The 15261-nt window shown below is 73.4% G+C and carries 17 protein-coding genes and 2 pseudogenes; 8 read left to right on the top strand and 11 right to left on the bottom strand.

From position 1 onward, the window contains the following. Positions 1 to 143 precede the first annotated feature (143 nt). Positions 144 to 536 (bottom strand): VOC family protein, encoded by a 393-nt coding sequence (locus ACFW6P_RS17230; protein WP_386353306.1) that lies wholly within the window; start codon positions 534 to 536, stop codon positions 144 to 146. Positions 537 to 615: 79 nt separating this feature from the next. Then, on the bottom strand, positions 616 to 1080 hold the full coding sequence (locus tag ACFW6P_RS17235; RefSeq protein WP_386424056.1) for a pyridoxamine 5'-phosphate oxidase family protein: 465 nt from the start codon (positions 1078 to 1080) through the stop codon (positions 616 to 618). Positions 1081 to 1391: 311 nt separating this feature from the next. On the opposite strand from ACFW6P_RS17235, the gene ACFW6P_RS17240 reads away from it, so the two are divergent. Further along, entirely contained in the window at positions 1392 to 2423 is a 1032-nt protein-coding gene (locus ACFW6P_RS17240) for a 7-epi-alpha-eudesmol synthase (protein WP_386424058.1), read from the top strand. 153 nt (positions 2424 to 2576) lie between these two features. On the opposite strand, the gene ACFW6P_RS17245 is transcribed toward ACFW6P_RS17240, so the two are convergent. The 6 genes and pseudogenes from ACFW6P_RS17245 to ACFW6P_RS17270 all read right to left on the bottom strand — a co-directional run. Beyond that, entirely contained in the window at positions 2577 to 3824 is a 1248-nt protein-coding gene (locus tag ACFW6P_RS17245; protein ID WP_386353298.1) for a cytochrome P450, read from the bottom strand. Beyond that, the gene (locus ACFW6P_RS17250) at positions 3821 to 4426 is read right to left on the bottom strand and encodes an ATP/GTP-binding protein (RefSeq protein WP_386353295.1); all 606 of its coding nucleotides are present in this window, start codon (positions 4424 to 4426) and stop codon (positions 3821 to 3823) included. Before ACFW6P_RS17250 ends, ACFW6P_RS17245 begins: the two co-directional genes overlap by 4 nt. Then, complete coding sequence (locus tag ACFW6P_RS17255; RefSeq protein WP_386353292.1) at positions 4407 to 4778, bottom strand: DUF742 domain-containing protein; 372 nt, start codon at positions 4776 to 4778, stop codon at positions 4407 to 4409. The genes ACFW6P_RS17250 and ACFW6P_RS17255 overlap by 20 nt, the downstream gene beginning before the upstream one ends. After that, positions 4775 to 5185, bottom strand: coding sequence for a roadblock/LC7 domain-containing protein (locus ACFW6P_RS17260; RefSeq protein WP_386353289.1), 411 nt, complete (start codon positions 5183 to 5185; stop codon positions 4775 to 4777). Before ACFW6P_RS17260 ends, ACFW6P_RS17255 begins: the two co-directional genes overlap by 4 nt. Continuing rightward, on the bottom strand, positions 5182 to 6969 hold the full coding sequence (locus ACFW6P_RS17265; RefSeq protein WP_386353286.1) for an ATP-binding protein: 1788 nt from the start codon (positions 6967 to 6969) through the stop codon (positions 5182 to 5184). Before ACFW6P_RS17265 ends, ACFW6P_RS17260 begins: the two co-directional genes overlap by 4 nt. A 134-nt stretch (positions 6970 to 7103) precedes the next feature. After that, positions 7104 to 7709: pseudogene (locus tag ACFW6P_RS17270) on the bottom strand (GlxA family transcriptional regulator); the annotation flags it as partial. Between ACFW6P_RS17270 and ACFW6P_RS17275 the strand changes: the two are divergent. The 4 genes and pseudogenes from ACFW6P_RS17275 to ACFW6P_RS17290 all read left to right on the top strand — a co-directional run. Further along, positions 7695 to 8175: pseudogene (locus ACFW6P_RS17275) on the top strand (zinc-binding dehydrogenase); the annotation flags it as partial. The pseudogenes ACFW6P_RS17270 and ACFW6P_RS17275 overlap by 15 nt on opposite strands. Positions 8176 to 8774: 599 nt before the next feature. Further along, entirely contained in the window at positions 8775 to 9155 is a 381-nt protein-coding gene (locus tag ACFW6P_RS17280) for an anti-sigma factor antagonist (protein WP_386353283.1), read from the top strand. Between the two features lie 108 nt (positions 9156 to 9263). Beyond that, the gene (locus ACFW6P_RS17285; protein WP_386424060.1) at positions 9264 to 9926 is read left to right on the top strand and encodes a DUF4230 domain-containing protein; all 663 of its coding nucleotides are present in this window, start codon (positions 9264 to 9266) and stop codon (positions 9924 to 9926) included. 160 nt (positions 9927 to 10086) lie between these two features. Further along, positions 10087 to 10629: a VanZ family protein gene (locus ACFW6P_RS17290; protein ID WP_386353278.1), complete on the top strand. Its 543-nt coding sequence runs from the start codon at positions 10087 to 10089 to the stop codon at positions 10627 to 10629. Here ACFW6P_RS17290 and ACFW6P_RS17295 read toward each other — a convergent pair. The 3 genes from ACFW6P_RS17295 to ACFW6P_RS17305 all read right to left on the bottom strand — a co-directional run bounded on the left by ACFW6P_RS17295 (position 10626) and on the right by ACFW6P_RS17305 (position 11971). Further along, complete coding sequence (locus ACFW6P_RS17295) at positions 10626 to 10862, bottom strand: hypothetical protein (RefSeq protein ID WP_386353275.1); 237 nt, start codon at positions 10860 to 10862, stop codon at positions 10626 to 10628. The two genes, ACFW6P_RS17290 and ACFW6P_RS17295, sit on opposite strands and share 4 nt — an antisense overlap. A 300-nt stretch (positions 10863 to 11162) precedes the next feature. Further along, entirely contained in the window at positions 11163 to 11702 is a 540-nt protein-coding gene (locus ACFW6P_RS17300; protein ID WP_386353272.1) for an SDR family oxidoreductase, read from the bottom strand. Next, on the bottom strand, positions 11669 to 11971 hold the full coding sequence (locus ACFW6P_RS17305; RefSeq protein ID WP_386353269.1) for an SDR family NAD(P)-dependent oxidoreductase: 303 nt from the start codon (positions 11969 to 11971) through the stop codon (positions 11669 to 11671). The genes ACFW6P_RS17300 and ACFW6P_RS17305 overlap by 34 nt, the downstream gene beginning before the upstream one ends. Positions 11972 to 12102: 131 nt before the next feature. Here ACFW6P_RS17305 and ACFW6P_RS17310 point away from each other — a divergent pair, with 131 nt between their 5' ends. The 3 genes from ACFW6P_RS17310 (at position 12103) to ACFW6P_RS17320 (ending at position 15042) form a co-directional block, all read left to right on the top strand. Further along, positions 12103 to 13143 (top strand): PHP domain-containing protein, encoded by a 1041-nt coding sequence (locus ACFW6P_RS17310; protein ID WP_386353266.1) that lies wholly within the window; start codon positions 12103 to 12105, stop codon positions 13141 to 13143. 40 nt (positions 13144 to 13183) lie between these two features. Then, entirely contained in the window at positions 13184 to 13849 is a 666-nt protein-coding gene (locus ACFW6P_RS17315) for an HAD family hydrolase (protein WP_386353264.1), read from the top strand. A 620-nt stretch (positions 13850 to 14469) separates the two neighbouring features. After that, complete coding sequence (locus tag ACFW6P_RS17320) at positions 14470 to 15042, top strand: hypothetical protein (RefSeq protein WP_386353261.1); 573 nt, start codon at positions 14470 to 14472, stop codon at positions 15040 to 15042. Positions 15043 to 15261: the final 219 nt, after the last annotated feature.

Consider the following 15261-nt stretch of genomic DNA (forward strand, 5'->3'; position numbering starts at 1 on the left):
CGCTCGACGGGCACCGGGCCGGTGGGCGATATGGGGGGCGGGGACTGCCGGCGCCGCGGCCCCCGCCCGGCCCGCGGGCCGCGGGCCGGGGGGGGGCCGGCCTGTGTCCGCGGCCGTCCACGCGCGTCCTTCCCGCGCCGGGCTCAGCCCTGCTTCGGTGCCGTCGGCGCGGTGCGGCGCAGGGTGAAGGAGTGGCCGGCCGGGTCGGCGTAGCCGCGCTCCTCCAAGGGGCCCGAAGCGTCACTGATCTCCAGGGGGCGGCCGCCGAGGCTGACGATCCGGCGCTCCACGGCGTCCAGGTCGTCCACCACGAACTCCAGATGGGCCTGGAGGGAGTTCTCGGGACGCGGCCAGCTGGGCGGGGTGGCGTTGACGTCCCGGCGCAGTGCGATCCGGAAGCCGTCGGCGCTGACGATCTCCACCCGGTTGGCCGTGACGTCCGCCTCCTCCCCCTCCAGCAGCTCCTTGTAGAACTCGGCGAGCTTCTCGGGCTCGGCGCAGTCGAGCACGAGGACCCCCGCTTTCACCAGTGCCATGTCTCCTCCGCAGGATTCCGGCCGCGGGACGGTGGTGCCACGCGGCCCCCTACCGTGCGGATATCCCGGTACGGCCGATTCAGTCGGTGTCCAACCACCGTCCGTCGCGCAGGAGTTCGCGGCCGTCGAGTTCGTCGGGCTCCCGCCAGGCCTGCACCCGCCGCGGCACGACGCGGACGTAGAGGTAGGGCGTGGCCAGCTCGCGGGGGTCGAACCCGGTCTTGGCGGCGAAGAGTTCCGCGTCCTGCTCCGTCAGGTCGGCCGGCTCCACCGTCTCCACGGTGCCGTCGACCATGACGACGTCGCGGGTCTGGCCGATGCCCACGCGGGCCCGGCCGGACGCGGCGAGGTTCCGGCCGGTGCGGCTCGAGGCGGGGGTGGCGAACAGCAGGTACGAGCCGTTCCACAGGAAGGACAGCGGGACGAGGTACGGCTCCCCCGACGTGGCGTCGGCCGTGGCGACCCAGGCGTCGACGTCGTGGTCCAGCCGGTGCAGGGTGTCCTTCTTGCGCTGCTCGGCGCTGCGCGCGGGCGGGGACGTCATCGTCGGAGGGCCTCCTGTCGAGTCGTTGCACGGACGGGGTCCAGTGTGACGCGGGGAGGCTCCCCGGACCCGGGAACAGGCCGCTGCCCGGCGGGGGAGGAGGAAGTGCAGGGCGGCTCCGGTGGTCCGCGCAGTTACCAAGATCACGGCGGCGTGGCGGAATGGCCTGTTCGGGCCCCGGTTAAGCTCGTACCGCTTACTTGGTTCAACTTTCCTTCTGTGCAGCCGAGTTCGCGTGTACGGACGGCGTCGGCAGCCGTCCGCTCGCAGGGGCCGGGGGACTCTGCGGTCCGTTCCCCGAAAGGAAGCGCATGCCTCAGGACGTCCGGTTCGACCTCCCCTTCGACACCCCCGTGAGCGGGCATCTGGAGTACGCCCGTGCCCGCCATCTGCGCTGGGTGTGGGAGATGCGCCTGGTCCGCAGCCGGGAGGGGTTCGAGGAGTACAAGTCCTGGGACCTTCCCCAGGCCGCCGCCCGCACCTATCCGCACGCGTCGGCGGACGACATGGTCGTGCTGATGAACTGGTTCTCGCTGGCGTTCCTCTTCGACGACCAGTTCGACGCGAGCCGGCCCGACCGCGCCGACCGCATAGCGGAGGTGGCGCGGGAGCTCATCGCCACTCCCCTGCGGCCGGCGGGCAGCCCGCCGCGGGTGGTCTGCCCGATCACCCTCGCCTGGGCGGAGGTCTGGACCCACCTCTCGGCTGGCATGTCCCTGACGTGGCAGACCCGTTTCGCCGCCTCGTGGGGGCGGTTCCTGGTCGCGCACTGCGAGGAGGTCGACCTGGCCGCCCGGGGTCTGGAGGGCACCCTCGGGCTGGACGAGTACACGGCGTTCCGGCGCCGTACGGTCGGCATCCACCACAGCATCGACGCGGGTGAGCGCAGCCGCGGCTTCGAGGTGCCCGCTCAGGTGATGGCGCACCCGGTGATGGAGCGGATGCGCGATCTGGCCGCGGACACCATCGGGTTCATGAACGACATCCACTCCTTCGAGCGGGAGAGGCGCCGCGGCGACGGCCACAACCTCATCGCGGTGCTGCGCCGGGAACGGGGCCTCTCATGGCAGGAGGCCATGGACGAGGCGTACCGGATGACGACCGGCTGTCTGGAGGAGTACCTCGAAATCCAGGCGCGCGTACCGCGGATGTGCGACGAGCTCCAGCTCGGCGACGCGCAGCGGGACGGGGTGCGGATGGGGGTCGAGGCCATCCAGCACTGGATCAAGGGCAACTACGAATGGGCGCTGACGACCGGCCGCTACGCGGCGGCGAAGGAGGGCGCGGTGGCCACGGCCGAACGCGCCGGGCGGGGTTCCGTGGACGACCTGCTGACGGTGTGAGACGACACCGCCCGGCCGGTCGCGACCGGCCGGGCAGGCCGGGCCACCGCTCGCCGGTGACTTCCCGCACGCCTGCAACCACCACCGCTGTCCCACCGCACCCGGCGGCCGGCCACCTGCCGGCCGCGTCACCAGCGCTTCAGGTCGATCCAGCTAGACGGCGAACTCGACCGGCAGGCTGTCCAGCCGGGACTCCCAGGTGGAGGCGGTCGAGCTGAGCTCCTCCGGCGGCACGGCCAGGACCAGGCCGGGCAGCCGGTGCAGCAGGACGTCCACGGCGATCTCGATGATCGACTGGCCGATGCTCTGGCCCGGGCACTCGTGGGGCCCCGAACTGAAGGCCAGATGGGCCTGGTTGCCCTGGACCGAGACGGCGGTGTCGGGCCGGATCTCGGGGTCGCCGTTGCCCGCCGCGAGGCCCAGCACCAGCAGGTCGCCCTCCCGGATCCGGTGCCCCCCGAGTTCCAGGTCGCCGGTGGCGAACCGGCCCGGCATCACCGCCAGCGGCGGGCTGTTCCACATGACCTCCTCCACCACGGCGGAGATGTCCAGCCGGCCGCCGATCAGCCCGGAGAGCCGTGCGGTGTCGGTGAGGATCAGCTGCAGTACTCGGGCGAGCAGGTTACTGGTCGTGGTGTGCGCGGCGATCAGCACCAGACGCAGATGGCTGACCACCTCCTCCTCGTCCAGGCCGGCCGGGTGTCCCAGCAGGGCGGTGGTGAAGTCGCCGCCGGGCTCGGCCCGCTTGCGCTCGGCGAGTTCACCGAGGATCGCCACGATGCGCTCGTTGTGCGCCAGGGCGTCCTCACCGCCCTTGAGGACCTGGGCGCAGGACTCGACCAGGTCCCGGCCCTGCGCCTCGCCGAGCCCGAGGATCCGGGACAGCACCAGCATCGGCAGGTACTCGGCGTAGTCCGAGACCAGGTCGGCACGGCCGGCCGCAGCGAAGGCGTCGATCTGCCTGTTCGCGAAGTGGGTCGCGTGCCGCCGGACGCCCCGGCTCGCGGCCGCCTGCAGTCCGTCGGTGACGGCCGCCCGCAGCCTGCGGTGCGGCTCGCCGTCCTGCGAGACGCAGTCGGGCCGCCAGCCGACCATCGGGATCAGCGGCGAGGTCTCCTCGACGCGTCCCTCGCTCCAGTCACGCCAGATGCGGGCGTCCCGGCTGAACTGCCGGGGGTTGTCGAGGACCCGCCGGTTGTCACGGTAGCCGAGCACCAGCCAGGCCGGCACGTCCCCTTCGAGCAGCACCGGGGCGACGGACCCGTGCTCCTCGCGCAGCCGTGCGTAGATGGCCGCCGGGTCCGTCGCCGCCTCCGGCCCGTACAGCCGGGTCGGGTCGGCGCCGTGGTGGGCGACCGGGCAGCCGCTCGGCACCCGGAGGTCTTCCTGCTGATCGGTCATCGGGGCTCCAGGGCCGCGGCGAAGCGTTCCTTCAGGTGGTGGATCAGGGCCACCAGCACGTCCCGGCTGGAGGCCCGGTCGCGGGCGTCGAAGGACACCACCGGGGTGTGCCCGGGGATGTCCAGGGCGTCGCGGATCTCCCCGACCGGGTAGTGCCGGGAGTCGGGGAAGACGTTCAGGGCGACCACGAAGGGCACGTTCTGCCGTTCCATCTCCTCGATCGCCCGGAAACTGGAGTCCAGCCGGCGCGTGTCCACCAGGACGACCGCGCCGAGCGCCCCCTTGAACAGCCCGTTCCACAGGAACCAGAACCGCTCCTGCCCGGGTGTGCCGAACAGGTACAGCACCAGGCTCTCGTTGAGGGCGATCTTGCCGAAGTCCAGGCTGACGGTGGTCTGCGTCTTGTCGGTGACGCCGATGAGGCGGTCGACGTCGGCGCTGGCCTCGGTGAGGGTCTCCTCGGTGGTGAGCGGCCTGATGTCGCTGACCGACCGGACCATGGTGGTCTTCCCGGTGCCGAAGCCGCCGGCGATCATCACCTTCACCGAGCGGGTGTCCCCGGCCGTTCCCCCTCCGGGTCGGTCAAAGCCGTTCAAGTCCACTGAGTACCTCCTCAAGGAGCGCCAGGTCGGGCCCGCGTCCGGCGTCGTGCGCCGGGATGGGATGACGGGCTTCGACGTGACCTGCGTCCAGCAGGTCCGACAGCAGCACCGCGAGAATGTTGAAGGGCAGGCCGAGGTGAGCGCCGAGCTCGGCGACCGACAGCGGGTCGCGGCAGCGGCGCATGATCTCCTCGTGCTCGTGCTGCATACCCGGTAACGGGGTGGTGCGGGCGACGACCAGGGTCGCCACGTCGAGGCTCGACGCCGAGCCGCCCGGTCCGCTGCGCCCTCCGGTGAGGACGTAGTAGCGCTCGAGACCGGACGGGTCGGACGGCCTGCGGGGAGCACTCATCCAGAGTGCTCCTCCTGGCGCACACTGGTGCCGAGGAGCTCGCCCATCCTGCGGGCCAGATCCCTCATCTGGTGCCCGAGCAGGCCCTGGTCGAGACCTTCCCTGGCGAGGACGCCGAGGTAGGTCTCCACTCCGGCGCGGACGACGAACAGGTGCCCGCCGTCCACCTCGATCATGGCGAGGCGCAGCTGCCCGGCGTACTTCGGGAACTGCTCGGCGACCGGCTGGGCCAGGGCCTGCAGACCGGCCACCACGGCGGCGAAACGGTCGACGTCGTCGGGATCCTCGGCGCCGTAGGAGGTGATGGCCTTGCCGTCGCTGGAGGCCACGAGGGCGAAACGGATCTCCTGGATGCTCTCGACGAGGTCGCGGAGCGCCCAGCTCACGTCGGTTCCTTGTTGCGTCATGACGACTTGTCGCTCTCTTCGGTGCGGTGCTCGGTGGACTCGCGTCCGGAGGGGGTGTCGCGGTCGCCGACCGCGGGGAAGGCCTTCGCGGCGTCGCGTCCCGCGGTGGCGAAGGCGGCGAGGCCGGAGAAGGAGGAGGCCGGCGGGACGGCCGGGACGGTGCCCGGCTCGGCACGGACGGCCGCGCCCGGCTCGGCGTTCTCGCTCCGCCTGCTGCGCCGCCGGGGCAGTCCGCCCGGGGTGGTGTCCGCGGTCGCGGTACGGGCGGCCGGTGCCGCCTCGGACACCGCCGGCGCGGGGACCGGCTCCCGGGGCGGGACGGCCGCGGTGGTGCGCGCCCCCGCGGGGGACACGGCGGAGGCGGCCGGGGCGTTCACGGCCGCGGGCAGCGGGCTGAAGTACTTGTGCGGGACGACGACCACCACGGAGGTGCCGAGCCACGGCGAGTCCGCGAAGGTCACGCGGATGCCGTAGCGGCGGGCGAGGGCGCCGACGACGCGCAGGCCGATGCTGGCGTCCTCGGTGATGCCGCCGAGACCCGCGCCCGGCGCGGTGCCCGCGACGGCCTGCTCGGCCTCGCGCTTCTTCTCCTCGCTCAGGCCCTTGCCGGAGTCCTGGATCTCGATGCCGACGCCGTTGGGGACCTCCTTGCCGGAGATCAGCACCGGCTCGGTGGGCGGCGAGTAGCGGGCCGCGTTGTCCAGCAGATGGGCGAAGATCAGCGTCAGGTGGTCCACGAGGCCGCCGTCGACGCCGAGTTCGGGCAGGTGACGCACCTGGACGCGGTGGAAGTCCTTGATCCGGCCGATGCCGCCGCGCACCACGCTCAGCAGCCGCTGCGGCCTCTGCCACTGGCGTCCCGGACGGTCCGAGCCGCCGAGCACACCGATGCTCGCCGCGAGGGAGTCGGCGGGGCCGAGTTCCTGGTCGAGCTCCATCAGGCCGCGGGCGACGGACGGCAGTCTGCCGTGCTCGCCCTGCATGTCGTGCAGACGGCCGCGGAGCTTGCTGGTCAGGACGTGGATGCGGTTGCCGATGCTGATGACGGCCTGCTCGGCGGTGGTGGAGCGGTCGAACTCGGCCTCCAGGCCCATCAGAGCGGTGCGCAGCAGCTTGCGCAGCTCGGCCTGGAGTTCGGAGCTGACCTCCGCGTGGCTGACCGTGGGCAGCACGTCGTCGATGGACTCACCGGAGCGCAGCCGGTCCATGGCCTCGGGCAGCTGCGTGTCGGCGAGCCGGGCGACCGCGGCGAACTGGTGGGAGAGCTGCTCCTGCCCCGCCTCGGCCTGCTCGGCGAGCCGGGTCTCGTAGGACGTGGCCTGCTCGGCGAGGCGGGTCTCGTAGCTCGCGGTGCGCTCGGCCAGCCGTTCCTCGAAGGCGCGGGAGCGGTCGGTGAGCTGCGACTCGTACGCGGCGCTCTGCTCCGCCAGGCGCTGCTCGTAGGCGGTGTTCTGCTCGGTGAGCCGGGACTCCAGGGCGGTGCGCTCGGCGAGGAACGTCCGCTCCAGGCCCGCCACGTGCTGCTGCCACTGCTGGTTGTGCTCGGTCCGGGTGGCGCGGAAGGAGACCTCCGCCCGGTGCAACTGCGCCTTGGTGCGCAGCAGCAGCCGCACGCACACGGCTCCGGCCGCCGTCGCCGCGAGTCCGGCTGCGGCCGCGGTGAGCCGCTCGGAGCTCATGAACGTGGCGGCGACGGTCCCGCCTCCCAGGCCCAGCGGCATCAACCACCAGCTGTGCCAGGCGACAGGGGCCCGCGCCGCCGGTGGCGGAGTGGCGAGTTCCATCTGCATCCTTCGAAGCAACACGATCAACGGGGGGCGTGGATCGCACTCATGAGTACGCACGGCGAGTCGGCTGGACGCGGTCGCGTCAACTCGCAGCGCCGTTCGGAACCCTATCGGGTCCGAACCCGAAACGATCAACCTCGACCCCCGCCGGACGTGAGGGTTCCGTCACCCTCCGACAGAAAGCAACAGTCGACAAACGGCTTGGACAGCACGCCACTTGACGTTCTGACAGCCGCGCGACGGGGCGCGGGAGCGGGGGGCGGGGCCGGTCGGCGGGCGGTCTGGAACGTGCGGCGGTAGGCCTGCGGGGAGACCCCGATCGCCGCGTGCAGGTGCTGCCGCAGGGAGGCGCCGGTCGCGAAGCCGACGCGGCCCGCGATCCGGTCGACGGTGAGGTCGCTGGACTCCAGCAGGTGCCGGGCCCGGGAGAGGCGCTGCTGGATCAGCCAGCGGCCGGGACTGAGGCCCACCTCGTCGTGGAAGCGGCGGGCGAAGGTGCGCTGGCTCATCCGGGCGTGGCCGGAGAGGTCGGCCAGGGTGAGCGGCTCGCCCAGGCGCTCCAGGGCCCAGGCACGGGTGGCGGCGGTGCTCGCCGCACCCTGTTCGGGGACGGGCTGCTCGATGCACTGCGCCTGGCCACCGTCCCGGAACGGCGCGACGACGCACCGGCGGGCGACGCTGTCGGCCAGCTCGCTGCCGTGGTCCTCGCGGACGAGGTGCAGGCAGACGTCCACGCCGGGCAGCGGGTGCTGGTCCGCCGCGGCGGGCGGGGTCGGGCACGTGGCGGTGCAGATCGCCAAGGAGCGCGGCGCGTACGTGACCGGCACCGCGAGCGCCGGCAAGCACGCGTTCCTGCGGGAGCTCGGGGTGGACGAGGCGGCGGACTCCCGGGAGACGGACTTCACCGAGGTCGTGAAGGACGTCGACGTCGTCCTGGACACGATCGGCGGCGACACCTCTCTGCGTTCGCTGCGCGTGCTGCGCCCCGGCGGCATCGTGGTGTCGATCCTCCCGGTCGGCCCGGACGACTTCCACCAGGAGGCCGAGCGGCTCGGGGTCCGGGCGGTGCGGATGCTGGTGGACGCCGACCGCGCCGGCATGGAGGCGATCGCCCGCCTCGCCGAGTCGGGCGAACTGCGCGCCACCATCGCCGGCACGTTCCCGCTGACCGCGGCGGCCGGGGCTCACGAGCAGGGCGACTAGGGCCGGACGGCGGGGAAGCTGGTGCTGCTGAACGACTGAGGCGGTCGAACGGGGCGGCCTCGGCTGAGCAGCGGCGTTCACCGCCGGGGGCCGTCAGTGACCCGTGGCCGCCTACGCACCGGGTGGAGACGTCGGCTCCCGGCGGTGGCGGAGGGGCGGCAACCGGTACGGGCGGGTGGTCCGGGCCCTGCAGGGCCCGGACGCCCTGCCCGTCACACCCCCGCCCAGCCCACCGACACCGGGCGGCACCCGCTGACGCGCCACCCGGGCCATCGGAGAGACGGCGCGGGAACCGGTGCGCGCTCACGACCCGCCGCCACAGCGGCCCGGCACAACGACCCCACACACCGAGCAACCCCACGGCACCACCCGTCGCCCTGGCCCCCCGCAGGCGGAATGCCCCGCGCGCCCCATCACGCGCCCGCGCTCACCACCGCGTGTCCTCCGGTGTGAACCTCGGCCGAACTCACACGCAATTCGGAGACATATGTCAATCGAACATGCTCAGATTCACTCGTTGGGGGGTAACTTGCAGGGCGGGGAACAGTGTTGAGGACTGCTGCCTCACCCCAGAGACGGAGCAGGGAGGCGATCTCGTCGTGCGGCAGGAACCTGCACCGCTCACCCGGCATCTGCGCGTCCGCCGGGAACGGGGGCACACGGTGCTGGAGTTCCGCGGTGAGATCGACCTCGCCGCGGCCGAGGAGATCGCCCCCCATCTGGACCGGCAGACCGGCCGCCCCGCCGCCCGGGTCGTGCTCGACCTCACCCGGATCGAGTTCTTCGACTGCTCGGGCCTGCGGCTGCTGTACCGGGCCCGCAGCCGGGTGCTCGACGGGCACGGGCACGTGCTCCTCGTCTGCTGCCACCCGCTGACCCTGCGCGTCCTCAGGATCACCGGCCTGTCCCGTCTGCTGCCGCCGCACCCGACGCTGGAGACCGCGTTCGAGCAGCCGGAGGCCGCCTCCCGGCCGCAGTGAGGCTCCCGGTGCGCCCCGCGCGCTTCCTCCGTAGTCGTCCACGCCCCAACCGTCCTGTCTGGCACGGGCCGTTGCGGGCATGCGGACAGGAGAAAGGAGGGCCGTCGCATGACGACTGACGCCAAACGCCTTCCCAGACGCGTGCCCGGCTGGGCGAAGGTGGTGGCCGCGCTCGTTGTGGTGCTCGTCGTGTTCTTCGCCGGGATCCGGCTGAGCGTGATCCCGGGCGTGAAGGACCTGTTCGGCACCGAGACCCACGACCGTTCCGGCCCCGCCCTGCTGAAGTCCATCCAGGACATCAGCCGTTACGACGCCGCCTCCGGCAACTTCCAGGTCGTCGTGGACCTGGAGAAGGACGCCAAGTTCCTCCCCGACGCGATCCGCGGCACCCGCACGCTGTACGTCGGAGCGGGCACCGTCGACGCCTACGTGGACCTCGGCAGGGTCGGCGAGAACGACGTGCGCGTCAACGAGGACCGCACCTCCGCCACGCTCCGGCTTCCGCACGCGAAGCTGGGCAGGCCGGCGCTCGACCCCGACCGCTCCTACGCCGTCTCTAAGCAGCGAGGCCTCTTCGACCGGCTCGGGGACCTGTTCTCGGACAATCCCAACGGCGAACAGGCGGTGCAGAAACTGGCGGTGCGGCACATCGGCGACGCCGCGAAGGAGAGCGAACTGACCGCACGCGCCGAGTCGAACACCACCGGCATGCTCCAAGGACTGCTGCGGTCCCTGGGCTTCAAGGAGGTGCTCGTCACCTACGGGGACTGACCGGTTCGCGCGGGAGCCCGGTCCCGCGTCACCTCGCCTTCCGGGCCGGAGTGTCCCGGCGGAAGGCGGGAAACGGAGGAGGGGACGCCGACAGCGGTGTCCTCGCGGTTCCCGCGGCAACCGCCGGACCGCGCAGGGAAGTTTACGACTGGAGGACAGCATGGCCAGTGCAGGCTCACGCCCCGGGAGCTCCGGGGCGGACGATGAGCGGCGTCCGCTCCCGCTGCCCGTCCGGCTGCTGGCGATGCTGTGCGCCTTCGTCTTCATGGTCGCGTTCGCCGTGGTGCTGGCGCGGCTGACCCTGCAGCCCTCGCCCGCCTCCGAGGCGCTGATCCACAGCAATCTGCGGCCGGGCAGTTCGCTGAAGGCCTACCTTGACCAGCCGGAGTTGCGGGACGCCCTCAAGCAGATCGGCGGCAACATCCTGCTGGGCGTCCCGTTCGGCGTCCTCGTGCCGGTCGTCGCGCCGCGTACGCGCGGCATCCTGCGGGTGCTCCTGCTGACCGCGATCGTGATGCTGCTGGTGGAGTTCGCCCAGGGCGCGGTCGTCACCGGTCGCGCCTTCGACGTCGACGACGTCATCCTGAACACGACGGGCGCGCTGATCGGCTACCTGCTCCTGGGCCGCAGGCTGAGCCGGGCCGTGCACGCGCGCAAGCCGCGCGCGAGCCGGGCGAAGAAGGGCCTCGCCGTCCGCGGCTAGTGCACGGTCCAGGTGAACTTGTCCCCTCCGACCCAGCGGACCACGTCCGGGTCGTCCAGGTCGTGGACCCTGATGCCGAACGCGGCCGCGGCCGCGAGGACGTCGGTGACGGCCCTGGCCTCGCCGACCACCTGGCCGTCGATCTCCACGATCCGGAACGGTGGTGGGCCCGGTTGCACCCCGAGCACCAGGATCCGCGGGTGGGACATGTGCGGGCTCGCTATTTCGGTCATGCATCGAGCGTAGAGCGGAACCGGCGGTGGCGCGGGGTCCGGGTCAGCGGTCGAGCAGATCCAGCACGGCCGTCGCGATCGAGGCCCGGGTCGCCGGACGTCCGAAGTCGCCGTGCTCACCCGGCCGGGTGAGCACGGGGGCGAGGTCTCGCCCCGCTCCAAGAGCGCGAGGACACGCGGGGCGATGTACGAGGCCCGGCAGACGGCCGGCGTGCTGCCCAGGTGGTGGCTGACCTCGCGCACGGCCCGGGTGGCGTGCCGGCACCGGGCCGGCGTGCTGTCGCGGGCGCCGCGGTTCCCTCAGGGGCGTCGCCAGTCGTGGCTCTCCAGGTGCGAGCCGGCCTGCGGTCCCATCCGCAGCATGCCGCCGTCGACGCTCCAGGAAGCGCCGGTGACGTACGAGGCGTCCGGGCCGGCGAGGAAGGCGATGACGGCGGCGACCTCGCGGGCGTCGCCCGGCCGGCCGAGCGGTACGCCGGGGCGGCTCTCGGTGTGCGGGTCGACGTCGTCCTGCCCGGTCTTGGGCGTGGAGATCTCGCCGGGCGCGACGGCGTTGACGGTGATGCCGTGCTCGGCCAGTTCGAGGGCCATGACCTGGGTGAGCAGCCCGAGCCCGCCCCTGGCGGCGCTTGGGGGCGGCGCCCACGCGCGGCTGGTGCTCGTGCACCGAGGTGACGTTGACGATCCGGCCCCGTCGCCCTGCCGGATCATGTGCCGGGCCGCCTTCTGCCCGCACAGGAACGGCCCGACCAGGTCGACGTCGAGGACCTCGCGCACCGTCTCCAGGTCCAGGTCGAGGAAGGGCGTCATGGTGCCGGTGCCGGCGTTGTTGACCAGCACGTCGCCGCGTTTCCGAGGCGCTCGCACAGCTCGTCGACCGCGTCGGCGGCCCCGGGCAGCCGGGTGAGGTCCATCCGGGCGACCTCGGCGCGCCTCCCGTGCGAACGGACCTCCTCCGCCGTCTCCCGCGCCCCCTCCTCGTCGCTGTGCCAGGTGATCCCGACGTCGAGGCCCGCCCGGGCCAGGCGTACGGCGGTGGCCCGGCCGATGCGGGAGTCGGCGCCGGTGACCAGGGCGACCTCGCCGGTGGGGGTGGTGGGGGCGGACACGCCGGGCCTCCTCGTCGGTACACGCGGGACGGGCCATCGCAGTACCCGGGTGGGTACCGGGCAAACCGGGCACGTGGCGGTGCGGGTCTCCGGACCCTGGGGAACCCTTGAGGTGGAGGTGGAGGTGGCGGATGGATCCCGTCGAGGCACTGGAGCGGATCGCCTTCCTGCTGGAGCGGTCCCTGGCACCGACGTACCGCGTGCGCGCCTTCCGTACCGCGGCCCGGGTACTGAAGGAGCTGGGCGAGGACGAGATGCGGCGCCGGGCGGCGGACGGCTCCCTGGAGCGTCTCAAGGGCGTCGGCCCCAAGACCGCCCAGGTGGCGCGGGAGGCGCTGGCCGGGCAGGTGCCGGGCTATCTGGAGAAGCTGGAGAGCGAGGAGCGGGAGCCGCCGGCCGTACGCGGCGGGCGAACGCTGCGGGCGCTGCTGCGCGGGGACTGCCATCTGCACTCCGACTGGTCGGACGGCGGCAGCCCGATCGAGGAGATGGGCCGGGCCGCGGCGGCGCTGGGCCACGAGTGGGCGGCGCTGACGGACCACTCGCCGCGCCTGACGGTGGCCCGCGGACTGTCACCCGAGCGGCTGTGGGAGCAGTTGGACGTCGTGGCGGAGCTGAACGCGGTGTGGGCACCGTTCCGGCTGCTGACCGGCATCGAGTGCGACATCCTCGAGGACGGCTCACTCGACCAGGAGCCGGAGCTGCTGGACCGGCTCGACGTCGTGGTGGTGTCGGTGCATTCCAAGCTCCGCATGGACGCCCGGTCGATGACCCGGCGGATGGTCGCCGCCGTCCGCGACCCGCACTCGGACGTGCTCGGGCACTGCACCGGGCGGCTGCTGACCGGGCGGGGGCGGCCCGAGTCGGAGTTCGACGCGGACGAGGTGTTCGCGGCGCTCGCCGAGACGGGCACGGCCCTGGAGATCAACAGCAGGCCGGAGCGGCTCGACCCGCCGCGGCGGCTGCTGCGCCGGGCGGTGGACGCGGGCGTGCTGTTCTCCGTCGACACCGACGCGCACGCGCCGGGGCAGCTGGACTGGCAGATCAACGGCTGTGCGCGGGCGGAGGAGTGCGGGGTGCCGCACGAGCGGGTGGTGACGACGTGGTCCCTGGACGACCTGCTGGCCTGGACCCGCGAGCGGCGGCCGCCGTCCGGCGTGGGCGGCGGGTGAGGTGGTACCCGGCCGGACCGGAGAGAAAGGGATGACACCCATGGCACAGGCGGAACGAGCGGCCCTGTTCGACATCGACGGCACGCTGGCCGACACCAACCACCTGCACGTCGTGGCCTGGTGGGAGGCCTTTCGGCAGGCGGGCCACGACGTGCCGATGCACGCCATCCACCGGGCCGTGGGCCTGCCGTCCACGGACCTCGTGGCGCACGTGCTCGGCGACGACCGCGACACGGACCAGGACGCCGACATCAGCGCCGGGCACAAGGCGCTGTACGGGCAGTACTTCAGCCGGCTGCCCGCGCTGCCGCAGGCCGGGGAGCTGCTGCGGCGCCTGCACCGGGACGGCTGGACGGTGGTGCTGGCCACCTCGGCGGGCGGCGCCGAGCTGGGCGCGCTGCGCCGCGCGATCGACGCCGACGAGGCCATCACCGCGACGGCGGGCGCCGACGACGTCGACGCGGGCAAGCCCGCCCCCGAGCCGGTCGAGCACGCCCTGGAGCTGGCCGGGGTGCCCGCCGGGCGGGCGGTGTTCGTCGGCGACACCGTCTGGGACATGCGCGCGGGCAGCAGGGCGGGCGTGCGCTGCGTGGGCGTCCTGTGCGGTGGCATCCCGCGCGCGGACCTGGAGCGGGCCGGCGCGGACGCGGTCTACGCCGATCCCGCGCACCTGCTGTCCTCCCTCGCGGAGAGTCCGCTGGCATGAGGGGGCATGAGACCCCGGGGGATGCGGTTACCCGCAGCTGATGACGCGTGGGACGAGTGCGGTGCGGTGGACGGCTGGCGTCCTCCGCCGGCGGACGGACGGTGAGGGCGGCGGCACGGCGGGCGGCACCCGCCCGGACGGGCGGGTGAACCGGGCGACGGGGCCCGGCAGGTCGCCGGACGGCACCGGCCCCGACGGACGGACAACCCACAGGCAGAAGACCGGCACCATCACGGACTCCGCACACCCCGACGGACGGACGACCCACAGGACAACCACCGCCCAGGCCGAGGAAGGCACCCACCCCGCCGGGCGGACAACCCGCAGCCCGGACACCGGCCACACCACCGACCCCACCCACCCCGACGGACGGACGACTCGCGGGACAAGCACCGCCGCGGCCACGGAGGGCACCCGCCCCGACCGGCGCAAGCACACCGTCCACGTCCCGGGAGCTGTCGGGACCACGGCGGCCGGCCGGGCGGGGCGCGCGGTGCACTCGCTGGAGGCCGTGCGGCGCGAGGCGCGGAGTGTCGTGGACGCCGCCCGGACGGCCTTGCGGCGGCCCGGAACCTGGCGGCCCTCGCCCGCGAGTCGGGGGACGCCGCGAGTCGGGGGACGTGCTGCGCCCCGTCGCCGGGGACCTGCGCGAGGGCGACTGGGACGCGCAGACCGCCGCCGGCTGGCTCGACGCCGCGAGGCGGCTGGACCGCCGCCTGGACGCGTTGCGCTCGGCGCGCCGCTGGAGCCAGGAGAGCCTGCGCCTGACCTCCGCTCCGCTGCGACGGCTGCACCGTGTCGCGCCCCGGCCCCTGCCGCCGCCGGAGGAGGACGACCGCCTCGGTCGCGTCACCGGCAACGTCACCGTCCTGGTCCGGGCCCTCGCGGTGACCGTGGACGACAACCGCACGCCCGGCCCGCCCGGGGGCGCGCCCCTGCGCGCCTACGCGGACCTGCTGGACCTGATCGGGGACGCCTGCCGAGCGGGGTCCGAGCGGCTGCTGCGGGGCAGCGTGGATCCCCGGCGGGACGACGAGGCGGACGAGAGGATGCGGGAGCCGCACGCGCACCTGCAGGAGGGGCTGCGGGAGCACGCCGGTCAGGGGGCCGCCCCCACGGCGGTGCTGGGCACGCTGCTGCTCCAGGCCGAGAACCTGTGGGCGGAGATCGTCCCCGCCCCCGAGGAGCGGTGACACACGTCACCGCGAGAGGGGTCCGTCCCCGGAACACCCCGAAGTGGTTCGCGGTTGAACGAACCGTGGGTGCGGACGGGACAGTGTCCCCGGGCCTCACCATGCGCCCACAGGGACGATCGTTCGGCGTTCGGCTGAAGCCCTGTGGAGCTCTTCGCCGAGAGGCGACAGCCGTGCGTGCCCACCTCATGCCGCCCCGGCCGTGATCCCCCGTCCGGC

It is taken from the genome of Streptomyces sp. NPDC058741, assembly GCF_042746715.1.
Lineage (GTDB): Bacteria > Actinomycetota > Actinomycetes > Streptomycetales > Streptomycetaceae > Streptomyces.